The sequence below is a fragment of the uncultured Sphingomonas sp. genome (genome assembly GCF_913062585.1).
Classification (GTDB): Bacteria; Pseudomonadota; Alphaproteobacteria; order Sphingomonadales; family Sphingomonadaceae; genus Sphingomonas.
The window spans coordinates 155,467-167,407 of sequence record NZ_CAJXWX010000005.1; the positions used below are offsets into that span (position 1 = coordinate 155,467).

The following is an 11,941-nucleotide window of genomic DNA, read 5'->3' on the forward strand; positions in this document are numbered from 1 at the left end:
CACCCGTCTGTTAGCCCATCACGTGGGGAACGGAATGGCGATGCGTCAGGCCGGGCATATCGCTGCAGTTTGCCGGCGTTGAACGAGCAGCAGGATCACCAGCGCCATGGCCGCCATGCCTGCACCGGCGACCGCGACGGCGGGCAGGCCCAGATTCGCACCGATCACCCCTCCGCCGAGCGCCGCGCCGATCGCATTGCCAAGGTTGAAGGCGCCGATGTTCATCGCCGAGGCAAGGTTCGGCGCATCGGCTGCCGCCACCATTACCCGCATTTGCAACGGCGGTACGATGGCGAAGCTGGCGATGCCCCAGATGAGGATAGCGGCGGCGGCGGCCCATGGCCATTGCATGACGCCCGCGAACACGATCAGCACCGCCGCGAGGAAGGCGAAGCTGCCGATCAGCGTCCGCTCGATCGACCGGTCGGCAAGGCGACCGCCGAGCGTGTTCCCGATCGTCAGCCCGATCCCGTACAGCACCAGCATCGCCGTCACGAACCCGGTCGAGGCGTGGGTTTCCTCGCGCAGGATCGGGACGATGTAGGTGAAGACGGTGAACATCGCGCTGGCACCGACCACGGTCAGCGCCAGTGCCGCCAGCACCGGTCCGCGGGTCAGGACGCGGAGTTCCGCCGCCATGTCGCCCTCCGTCGATGCCGGGAGCGAGGGCAGGGCAAAGCGCAGTGCCACGATCGCCACGGCACCGACGCCGGCAATGCCCGCGAACGCCGTGCGCCAGCCCAGCACCTCGCCGGCCCAGGTCGCGAGCGGCACGCCGCCGATCGTCGCCACCGTCAGCCCGGTTAACATCGCGGCGACCGCGCCCGCGCGCCGGTCGGGCGGCACGAGGCTGGCGGCGACCACCGAGCCGACGCCGAAAAAGGCGCCGTGATTGAACGAGGTGACGATCCGTGCCGCCATCAGCATCCAATAGCCATCGGCGATCGCGGACAATGCGTTGCCGATCGTGAAGATGGCCATCAGCCCGATCAGCAGTGTTCGCCGGTTCACGCGGCCGGTCGTCAGGGTCATCAGCGGCGCGCCGATCAGCACGCCCATCGCATAGGCGCTGACCAGTAGCCCCGCCGCCGGGATCGACACGCCGAGATCGGATGCGATGCCTGGCAGCATGCCCATCGGCGCGAACTCGGTCACACCGATGCCGAACGCGCCCATGGCGAGCGCGAGAAGGGGGAAATTCAGTTTCATCGAATGGCTCCCTTTCGTCAGACGAGTGGCGGGTTCAGGCGGGCGAAGTCCTCCTGCTGCACGTACGGGGTGTGCGGGTACGGCGGCAGCACGGCGCTCGCCGCATCCAGCGCGGTCATCTGCTCCGCCGTCAACGACCAGCCGACCGCGCCGAGATTTTCGCGCAACTGCGCTTCGTTGCGCGCCCCGATGATGACCGAGGCGACGGTCGGCCGCTGCAACAACCAGTTGATCGCGATCTGCGGCACGCTCTTGCCCGCCTCGGCCGCGACCGCCTCCAGCGCATCGATCACGCGGTAGAGATGCTCGGCCTCGACCGGCGGCGCGAACTGTTCGGTATCGTGCAGGCGGCTGCCTGCGGGGATCGGACGGTCGCGCCCGATCCTGCCGGTCAACCGGCCCCAGCCGAGCGGGCTCCAGACCAGCGCGCCGACGCCTTGGTCACGGCCGAGCGGCATCAGGTCCGCCTCATAGGCGCGACCGATCAGCGAATAGTAGACCTGATGGGCGACGAGCCGGGGCCAACCGTGCCGATGCGCCAGGCCCTGCGCCTTCATCAATTGCCAGCCGGGATAGTTTGAGACGCCGGCATAGCGGACCTTGCCCGACGCGATCAGCCGGTCGAGTGTGGCCATCAGCTCCTCGGTCGGCGTGGAGGCGTCGAAGGCGTGGAGCTGGAGCAGGTCGATATGGTCGGTGCCGAGCCGGCGCAGCGATGCCTCGACCGTCCCGATCAGCCGTGCGCGCGAGACGCCCCAGTCCTGCGGCCCGTCGCCGATCGGCAAGCCGGTCTTGGTCGACAGCAGCACTGCGTCGCGCCGCCCTTTGATCGCCGCGCCCAGCACCTCCTCCGACGCACCGTTGGAATAGACATCGGCAGTGTCGAATAGCGTGACCCCGGCGTCGAGGCAGATGTCGACCAGCCGCCGCGCCTCGGCCGCATCGCTTTGTCCCCATGCGCCGAACAGCTGCCCGGTGCCGCCGAACGTGCCGGTGCCGAACGACAGCGCGGGTACCCGGAGTCCCGATGCGCCCAGTTGCCGATATTCCATTTGCCGCCCTTCCGTGTTTTCCATCAGGTGCATAGATGGCGGGACGGTTGCCGGCGCATAACCCGGCGGAAATGCGAAGGAGCTGTGCGTTGGATGCAAAGCTGATTGGGGGCACCGACCGAGCGCGTTCACTGGCGCTGTTCACTGCGGTGGTGGAGCAGGGAAGTTTCTCCGCCGCCGGCCGAGCGGTCGGCCTGACCGCTTCGGCGGTCGCGCGTGCGATTGACCGGATCGAGGCGCGGTTGGGCGTGCGGCTGTTGCTGCGCTCGACCCGCATGTTGACGCTGACCGCCGAGGGCCAAGCCTATCTGCAAACCGCGCGGCGGATCCTGTCCGACCTCGACGATGCCGAGCAGCAGATCGCCGACCAAGGCGCGCCGCGCGGTCGGCTGCGGGTCAGCGCGGCGCTGTCGCATGGGCGGTTGTGCGTGGTGCCGCTGCTCAAGGATTTCGCGCGCCTCTATCCGCATATCCTAATCGACATCGCGCTGACCGACACGCTCGTCGACGTGGCCGGAGGCCAAGCCGATGTGGCGATCCGGTTCGGGCCGCTGGCGGACAGTAGTCTGACCGCGCGCAAGCTGGGTGAGAGCCGGCGGGTGATCGTCGCCGCACCCGACTATCTCGCCTGTCACGGGGTGCCGGTGGTGCCGGAGGATCTACACGGCCATAACTGCCTGAACTTCAATTTCCGCCGGGCAGAGCCGAGCTGGCCGTTCCGCCGCGACGGTCGGGATATGTCGCTGACCGTGAAGGGCAATATCGAGGCGAACAACGGCGAGACGTTGGGGCAACTTGCCGCGGCGGGCGTCGGCATCACCCGTGTCGGCCGGTTCAGTGTGGTGGATGCGATCGCAGAGGGGCGGCTCGTGCCGCTCTTGGAAGACTATAATCCCGGCGACGTCGAGCTGATCCATGCGGTATTCGTGGGCGGCTCGACCGTACCGGCGCGCGTCAGGGCCTTTGTCGACTTCCTCGCCGACCGGCTGGCGCATTGACGGCGAATCCATGTCGCGCTCGCCGGTATGGCGATGGAATGCATCTTCTGCTATCAGCATCGCCGTCCAGCGATTCAAGGAAGGAGGGCGACCATGACCGATCAGATCACGCCCGTCCGTGGGATGCAGCGCATCGGCGGCCTGCTCCGCCACTGACCTGCGCGGCTTTCCCCGATAGCCGCTCCCCCCATCGCTGACATGAGGGCCGCGCCGACTGGTGCGGTGACTTTTTCATGACCGACGACGACGAAGACCTGTTCCCGCGTGCATCCGTGCTGCGCAAGGTTCTGTACTTCACCTTCCGCCTGTGGCACCGGACGCCGCTGCTGGCGGCCGCCTGCGCCGCAGCGATGCTGCTGTCGACGCTGACCGAGGTGTTCGTGCCCCTCTATGCCGGCCGGATGATCGACGCTGTCGGCGGCGGTGCTGCCGGAGCGGCATGGCTGGCGTTCGGCGTGATCGCTGTTCTCGGGGCGGCCATGGTGGTGTTCCGCCATCTCGGCTGGTGGGCGATCACGCCGCTGACGCTCGGGATGATGCGCGACGTGACGCAGGAGGCGTTCGCGCGCGTCCAGCGGCTGTCGTCCGACTGGCATGCCAACGCTTTTTCCGGTTCGACCGTGCGGCGGATCACGCGCGGCATGTGGGCGCTCGATACGCTCAACGACGTACTGCTGCTCTCGCTGTTGCCGTCGCTGACGGTATTGGTCGGGACGGTGGTCCTGCTTGCCGCACACTGGCCGTTGCTTGGACTGGTGATGGGGGTGGGGGCGCTCGCCTATATCGTGCTGACCGTCGGCTTGGCGACGCGCGTGCTCGCCCCGATCGCGCGGCTGTCGAACCAGTGGGACACGAAGCTGGGCGGCGTGCTGGCCGATGCGATCGGCACGAACGCGGTGGTGAAGGCATTCGGCGGCGAAGCGCAGGAAGAAGCGCTGCTCGCCCGGACCGTCGCCAAGTGGCACCGGCGTACGCGCCGGACCTGGATGGCATTCACCTGGGCCGGGTCCGGCCAGCTCGCCCTGCTGTGGCTCATCCGCATCGTCGCCACCGGGGCGGCATTGTGGCTGTGGTCGCGGGGGCAGGCGAGCGCGGGGGACATGGCCTATGTCATCACCAGCTATCTCGTGCTCAACGGCTATCTTCGCGACATCGGGCAATATGTCCATCAGCTCCAGCGCTCGGTGAACGAGATGGAGGAATTGGTTGCGCTTCACGACGAGCCACTGGGCGTCGCCGATAGCCCTGACGCCGGTCCGATTGCGATCGAGGCAGGTGCGATCCGGTTCGAGGACGTGACCTTCCGTTATGCTGGGCAGGATCGCCCGCTCTACGAGCATCTGAGCGTCACGATCCCGGCGGGGCAGCGTGTCGGTCTGGTGGGACCGTCGGGATCGGGCAAGACCAGCTTCGTGAAGCTGATCCAGCGGCTCTACGACGTCGATGGCGGCCGGGTGACGATCGACGGGCAGGACGTGGCGCTGACGACGCAACGATCGCTGCGCCAGCAGGTCGCGATCGTGCCGCAGGAGCCGGTGCTGTTCCACCGCACCCTGGCCGAGAATATCGGCTATGGCCGCCCCGACGCCAGCCAGGATGAGATCGAACAGGCCGCGCGGCTTGCCAACGCCCATGACTTCATCATTGCGCTGTCCAAGGGCTATCGTACGCTGGTCGGGGAGCGGGGGGTGAAGCTGTCGGGCGGCGAGCGCCAACGCGTGGCGATCGCGCGCGCGTTCCTCGCGGATGCCCCGATCTTGATCCTCGACGAGGCGACGTCCAGCCTCGATTCCGAAAGCGAGGCCGCGATCCAGCAGGCGATGGAGCGGCTGATGGTCGGCCGCACCGCCATCGTCATCGCGCATCGGCTTTCGACCGTACGAGCGCTGGATCGCATTCTGGTGTTCTCGGCGGGGCGGATTGTCGAGGACGGTACGCATGATGATTTGCTGACAGTCGAGCGTGGCCATTATCGTCGGCTGTTCGAGCGGCAGGCGGGATCGGCGATGCCGGAAATCGCCTGATCGTCGCTTGAGATTGTTAACTCATCCGGCGTAGAGTCGACGCGTTCGCCAGCAGGCGGACCGAGGCGTGGAAACCTCGCTATTAGTAGCCGTGGCCCGGCCCGAACCAGTTTCGGCCGGGAGGCGGACGCGTATGTCCAGGGCTTTCGGGCCTAAAGGCGTCCGCGCTCGTCTAATAGCGAGTTTCCAACTTCCGGCTCACGGGCCGGCACCGCCTCGTTTCTACAGGGCGGTGCCGCCGGCTGGGGAAGCCGATCGGCACCACGCGGACGGGGGTTCGGGCGTGGGTGCACTTATTAGAAGCCGCAATAGACGGCTTGCCATCATCAAGAATTCGATGGCCGCTTCCGTGGCGGTGCTTCTTGCCGCATGCGGTGGAGGCGGTGGGATCAATTCGTCCGGGTCGATCCCGGCACCCAGTCCAACACCGTCGCCGACACCCACTCCGCCGCCGACGGCAGCCGACAGTGCGGAGTACAAGGCGTCGGGTGCCGTGGCCGGATTGAAGGCAGCCTATGCTTATGATCGCGGCATCACCGGCAAGGGCGTCACCATCGCCGTCATCGACACCGGGATCAACGTCGACGAGCCGGAGTTCAAAGGCCGAATGTCGGCGGACAGCACCTCGTTCGACCAGAAGATCGCCCGTTGCCGTACTTGCGACGCGGAGATCGTACGCTACGACCTGAAGGACAACAACGGACACGGCAGCGGGACCGCATCGGTCGCGCTGGCGGCCCGTGACGCCAAGGGCATTCAAGGTGTGGCGCCGGAGGCGACGCTGCTCGCACTCAAGATTGCAGGCCCGGACATGTCGAACGTCAGTCCGACGTCCGGCCCGGTGCCCGAAGGCGATGGCCCGAACTCGGCGCTGATCGCTCCCGCAATCACCTACGCGGTCGAGAAGGGCGCGTTCGTCATCAGCATGAGCCTGAACGGGTTCGCGGGCGGCCAGATCGCCGTCGAGCAGCGAAAGGCGATGGATCTGGTGCGCACCAGCGACCGTCTTTTCGTCCAATCCGTCTCGAACGACGTCGGCCAGGACAGCTTCTCGGGTCAGGTCACCGAGACCATGGTCGGCACCGACATGACGAATAAGGACTGGTTCCTGTTCGGCATCCGCGTTGACCGGAACCTGCAGGCCCCCAGCGGCAACGGCACCCCCGGCGCGCTGGCGGACCGTACTCTCGCGGTCATCGCGTCGAACATCGACGTCGTGGGCAAGGACGGTACCCTCACGACCGTCACCGGCAACAGCTTCGCGGCACCTGCGATCGCCGGCGCGGCAGCCCTGCTCAAGCAGTACTGGCCGCAGCTCGGCGGCAAGGTAATCAGCCGCATCCTGCTCGACACCGCTACCGACCTTGGTGCGGCAGGTGTCGACGAAAAATTCGGTGCTGGCCTGCTCAATGTTGAGAAAGCTATGCAAGCGCAGGCACCTGCCAGCGCGTTCGCTGGGGCGCAGACAGCGTTGGCGCGCTTCTCTTCGCTGGCCATGTCGGCCCCCTTTGGTGGGGCCGTGACCGTCGCCGACAAGATCGGCAGCATGACCGTAGTCGACCGCTATGGCCGCGACTTCCGCATGACCCGAGCTGCAGGCAGCTCGTCGCGGGGATCAGGTCTGCTGGCGAGCGCAATGCTGACACCGCTTGATCTGCCATGGATGGTGGCAAGCGCCGCTGATACGCGCTTCGGCTTTGCTTCGTCCGCTACGACGACGGGTTATTGGCAAGGGGCGCGATCGAACCGCCCGGCATTTATGTCCTTCTCCCCGGCACGGGGGCAGACGGTCACGCTGGGCGCGAACGTCGCGATTGACGGAGGTGCTAGCCTTACCGGAACGCCGTTGCGCGGGATCGGCGCGACACCGGTCGGAATGACGTCGAGCTGGAGCGGCTCGGGCTGGTCGGCGTCGTTCGCCTCCGGCACGTTGCCTGATCGTGGGATCGGACAGCGCACCGTCGCAATAACAACGCCGCTGGGAATCGGGCTGGAGCTAACCGACGTCGCCGAGCATGGCCGCGTGCTGGGGCTGAGCGGCGGTCCTGACCTCGGGTTGGAGGGGGCCTCCACCACGATGGCGACGCTGACGATGCGGCGGACCGTCGCCGGGCTGATGCTGTCCGCGCGGGCGACAGCTGCCAACACCCGCGTGCGCGGTGGGTCCGAACTGATGCGCTTCGACCAGCCGGTGCTCGGCACCGCTTACGCGGTCGAGGGTGCACGCGGCCTGCTTGGCGGCGTCGCGACGCTTGGCCTGTCCTCGCCGCTCCGCGTCGAGCGTGCGCGGGCCACCATGGTGCTGCCAGTCACCTACGACCTGATGTCGGGGGCAATGGCAACGCGGATGGCGGTGGTCAATCTGGTCCCGAAAGCGCGTGAACTTGATGTCGAACTGGGCTGGTCGGCGGCACTGTCGCCAATGTCATCGCTCCGCGTCGGCATCGCCCAAGCCTTCGATGCGGGCCATGTCGCGGGTGCGACCGACATCGCGGGCTTCGTCACGCTGGTGTTGCGGTGACCCGTCACCTCGCCGCCCGCGCACCGCCTCCGGGCTGACGCCGCCAGCCAGCGGGAACACCCATGACAGTCAGGACTGCGACGCCGGGATGACTCCCCGGCGAACGATGTCGCGTGTCCGCGAAACAGGAAGACGCAAGATGATCAAGATAACGACGATCCCCGCCATGCTGCTGCTGGCGGTAAGCGGCACGGCCAGCGCACCATGCGAAGCACAGTCGGTGAAGACGGCACCCAAACCGACCAAACTGCTCGACATTGCCGGCATCCGTCCCGGCATGAAGGCGGCCGACGCGGTGGCGATTTTGCGGAGGACCGGTTGGACGGTGACTGCTGATCCCGGCAACAGCTGGGCAGAAGTCGTGGAGGAAGCGGTTGCCAGACGGCGCAATCAAATACCGCCGACGTCCGCCCGTTCCGGCGTTTACAATTACAACGGGGTTAAGGGCGAAGAGACTGTCCGGGTCAATATCGTCCCCACGCCGGACGGTGGGCGGGTCGGCGTGGTGGGGTACCGCGCGCCGGAAGCTGGTCGCAGCTATGCCCAGATCCGTGCCGAGGTCATCGCCCGCTATGGCCCGTCGATCTATGGCCCACGCCAAGGGGTTCTGATCGCTCCGCAAGGCAAGGACGGCGCGACCATGTCGCTCGAAGTCGACTCGACCGGCATGCACCTGATGCTGCTGCCCGGTAGCGCTGCAGACCGCGACGCGCGCGCACTGGTCGACCGGGCGGTAAGCGCCCGGCTCGGCACGGTCGGCAAATCCTTCTGACAGGAGCGGTATATGCCCTACCTCATCGGCATGATCCTGGGCGATGTGCTCGGGCGGATCGGGTTCTTCCGCGCGGCGGGCGCAGCGCTGCTGTTGGGCGCGGTCGGGTTCCTCGCCTATCGTCTGGTTGCGACGAACCTCGACCCTGCGATGGCCTATGGCGCTGCCGTGGCTGCGCCGCTGACCTTGTTCGGCTGGGCAATCTGGCATCCGGCGACGTCGCGCCTCCGGCTATGGATCGTCGACGGCGTCTATCTCGCCGCGCGGCTAGCGATGTGGTGGGCCGGCATCGCTTTCGTCCTCGGTCTCGTTGCTGCCGGGTTCCGTATCGACCGTTGGCTGGCGGGGGAATGGCCGCAGGCAGCAACCGCCGGGTTCTTCTGGCTGGTGCAGCGGGCGCTGGGCGCGCAGGTCGCCCGCTCGCACCGGATTTTGGGCGAGCGCAGCGTCATCGAGCTCGATGCATGAGGGGGCCGCTGACGCTTCGGATCGTCGCGGCGCTGGTGCCGGTGCTGACGTCCATCGCCACAGTGGATGCGGCACCTCGCCCTGCGGTGCTGGAGGCAACGACGAGGGCGGATTGGCGGGCGGCTGGCCTTGACGGTACCGGCTGCTACTGGTCGCCCCGCCGGGGCGGACCGATCCACTTCGTCGCTGCTGGGGACAAGGCGATGACCAAGGTTGGCGGTCGCATCGTCATCCTCAAACCGCGACACGACGCGAAGCCCTTGTTCCCGTTCACCCATGACGCCTGGCGGTCCGGCGACCTGACCATCCGGGTCGTAGATACCGCGCGCATCAGGTCCATGGGCTACGAAACGGTCACGACCGATGCGGCGCTGATCGTCACCCGCCGCGACGTCACGACACGGCTGCGCGGGTCGATGATCTGCGGGTCATAGCCCGGCCGCACGGCGGCTACGAACAACCGGCGGCTATGCCGCTGGAGGGTAGGAAAGCACAAAAAGAGCCCGGGCAAGAATAGGAGAAGGACAAGAGAGAAAGCTGGAGGCGCAAAAGCGCAAAAGGGTGGGAAGTCCACCCTTTTGCGGGATGCGGGACACATTTGCGTCCGGTCCTCCACACGGGCGAGCCCGCGTTCCGGAAGGCGTAGTGGTCGCCTATACGTTAACGACTGAGCCAGTCGAAGCGCGCTGGTTGCGACCGTCCCCAGAGGGATCGAGAAATGAGATTTGGTTGATCTGCTCTAAAACCATATTCGGAAGGCAATAAGAAAGCTGCTCTGCGATTTTGCCCGACAGGATGGGCGGATCGGTACTGAGACTATCGACAGCATTTACGAAGTGCCAGGACGGAAAAGGCGGGTCGATGCTCGACGTACAACTGACCGCCCTTTCCGCATCAGAACTGCTTCCGAACTTGTACCCCGGTGGTTGCGGCGCGTTCGCCGTTGGCGACCCGAACGCCCACATCCAGCCCGACATCCCACCCCGACGGTAGCGTCAGGCCGATGCCGGGTGCGAACATGAATTGTTCGCGCGACCACCCGGACGCGAGCAGGCTGTAATAGGACGGCCCGGCAACATCGGCATAGTCCAGCCCTTGGCGGGTGCCACCGGTGAACTCGTGCAGCCACTCGGTCCGCAACCGTCCGGTCAATACCCCGAAGGGCACGGGCCGCTGCCACGCAAGGCGAACGCCGAGCGCACCGGTTACGGATTGCAGGTCGCGATCATCGAAGCGCAGATTGTAGATGCCGGCACCTTCCTCGATGTAGCGGTTCAGGCGACCGTTCAGATATTCTGCCCGGCCATAGACCGACCAGCGCAGCGCGCCGGTGGTACGGTCGATCCCCGACGACAGCGCACCGGTCGTGAAGCGGCCCGACCGGTCCGCGGTCGCCAACGCTCCCGCACCCTCGTCAAGCCGTCGCATCGAGTAATCAAGCCAACCATGTGCGACCATGCCGTCAACGAACCAGCCCTGCAGCGGCGCCGCGCTGCCGTAGATGGTCACCACCTGGCTGTCGCTGTTAACCTGACCGGCGCCACCAGCAATCGTGCTGCGATCATGGCCAAGCCCGCCGCCGATGCCGAGGGTAATCCCCTTGGCGATGTGGAGATCGACACCTGCACTCACGCCCGAAGTCGTGGCAGTGACCTTCGACCGACCGGTGATCGCATCGCGCGTACCGATGTCGATGGTACCGCCGGACCACAGCCCGACCCGTCCACCGCATCCGGCGGGCGCGACGTCCCGACCTTCATCTCGGCGTTCGTCCTGCTCCGACGGATCGCCGGTGCGTGCGCCACGACGGTCACGTTCGGACAAGCTACGCTCGATCGGCTGCCCCGGCATGTGCGAGCTGCCCGGCATGTCCGTCGACCCCAGGCGCAGGCCATTGATCGAACGACCGCATTCCGCTCCGTGCAGTGCTTCGGCGTGGCTCATGAAGTTGGCGACCTGCGCCCGTGAGAAGCGGCGTGCCGCCTCCGCCTGCGCATCGCTCATCGCGCGTACCTTGGCATCCTGCGACGGGTCGGGGCGTGCCGTGACGTTGATCGTCACCACGGCCGGCGCCGATGTACCGAACACGTTGGCGAGCGTGTACCCGACCTCGATCGTCCCGTTGAAGCGAGCCTTGGGCGTCACTTGCAGGCGGAAGGTCCGCGCCTCGGCCGTGCCGTTGGAGACGATCGTCGCGGTCGCCTGATCCGCAGGCGATACGCTGGTCACCGTGGCGGCCGTGAACGGACCACCCGCAGCGTTTGCGGTGATATCCACCGAAATGGACTGGCCATCGGTCGCGGATGCGGTGATCGCCTGGGCGGTGGGTGCCGTGCCGACCACCTGAATGGTGGCGGTTGCCGGTGCCGAAGTGCCGCCCGGTCCGACCGCGACATATTGGAAGGTGTCCGTCCCCTGGTATCCCGCTTCCGGTGTATAGACCGCAATGATCTGACCCGGCACCGATACCGAGGACATGGCGATGGCCATCGCCATCAGCGGCGATCCACCAATTCCGCGCATCGCAAGCGTCCGCGTGATCGTGACCGTGCCATGCGCGGGCTGGGTGACGATGCGGATATCATCGAACTGACCGGTGACCAGGCTCGACAGGTTGAGGCTGACACTTTTGCCGGCCTCGGTCTTGGTATTGGCCGCGACCGAAGTCGTCACCGGATCGGCAACGACCGGCGGCGGCGGCGGGTTAACGGTCAGCGTATAGGTTGCGGTGCCGGTAGCACCATGCGCGTCGGTAACCGTGACGATGACGGTGTAGCTGCCGGCGGTGGTCGGCGTACCCGACAGGGTACCGTTGGCGGCCAGCGTGACGCCGGCGGGCAGGCCCGTGGCGCTGTAGCGGTACGGCGCGGTGCCGCCGGTGCTGGTCAGCGTCGCGC

Annotated in this window: 9 protein-coding genes; 6 read left to right on the plus strand and 3 right to left on the minus strand. The window is 66.7% G+C overall.

Features of this window, described 5'->3' with window-relative positions; translation table 11 throughout:
* Positions 1-45 precede the first annotated feature (45 nt).
* Together QZ546_RS05965 and QZ546_RS05970 are read right to left on the minus strand one after the other, a co-directional pair.
* Entirely contained in the window at positions 46-1,209 is a 1,164-nt protein-coding gene (locus QZ546_RS05965; RefSeq protein ID WP_294235669.1) for an MFS transporter, read from the minus strand.
* A gap of 17 nt (positions 1,210-1,226) precedes the next feature.
* Entirely contained in the window at positions 1,227-2,261 is a 1,035-nt protein-coding gene (locus QZ546_RS05970) for an aldo/keto reductase (RefSeq protein WP_076718053.1), read from the minus strand.
* A gap of 89 nt (positions 2,262-2,350) precedes the next feature.
* Here QZ546_RS05970 and QZ546_RS05975 point away from each other — a divergent pair, with 89 nt between their 5' ends.
* The 6 genes from QZ546_RS05975 to QZ546_RS06000 all read left to right on the plus strand — a co-directional run bounded on the left by QZ546_RS05975 (position 2,351) and on the right by QZ546_RS06000 (position 9,478).
* The gene (locus QZ546_RS05975; RefSeq protein ID WP_294235670.1) at positions 2,351-3,259 is read left to right on the plus strand and encodes a LysR family transcriptional regulator; all 909 of its coding nucleotides are present in this window, start codon (positions 2,351-2,353) and stop codon (positions 3,257-3,259) included.
* 233 nt (positions 3,260-3,492) lie between these two features.
* The gene (locus tag QZ546_RS05980) at positions 3,493-5,283 is read left to right on the plus strand and encodes an ABC transporter ATP-binding protein (protein ID WP_294235671.1); all 1,791 of its coding nucleotides are present in this window, start codon (positions 3,493-3,495) and stop codon (positions 5,281-5,283) included.
* Between the two features lie 493 nt (positions 5,284-5,776).
* Positions 5,777-7,804, plus strand: coding sequence for a S8 family serine peptidase (locus QZ546_RS05985; protein ID WP_294235672.1), 2,028 nt, complete (start codon positions 5,777-5,779; stop codon positions 7,802-7,804).
* Positions 7,805-7,943: 139 nt separating this feature from the next.
* Positions 7,944-8,576, plus strand: coding sequence for a hypothetical protein (locus QZ546_RS05990; RefSeq protein ID WP_294235673.1), 633 nt, complete (start codon positions 7,944-7,946; stop codon positions 8,574-8,576).
* Positions 8,577-8,588: 12 nt separating this feature from the next.
* On the plus strand, positions 8,589-9,044 hold the full coding sequence (locus QZ546_RS05995; protein WP_294235674.1) for a hypothetical protein: 456 nt from the start codon (positions 8,589-8,591) through the stop codon (positions 9,042-9,044).
* Entirely contained in the window at positions 9,041-9,478 is a 438-nt protein-coding gene (locus tag QZ546_RS06000) for a hypothetical protein (protein ID WP_294235675.1), read from the plus strand. The genes QZ546_RS05995 and QZ546_RS06000 overlap by 4 nt, the downstream gene beginning before the upstream one ends.
* 460 nt (positions 9,479-9,938) lie before the next feature.
* Here QZ546_RS06000 and QZ546_RS06005 read toward each other — a convergent pair.
* The coding region (locus tag QZ546_RS06005; RefSeq protein WP_294235676.1) for an autotransporter domain-containing protein at positions 9,939-11,941 on the minus strand (2,003 nt) is incomplete at its 5' end.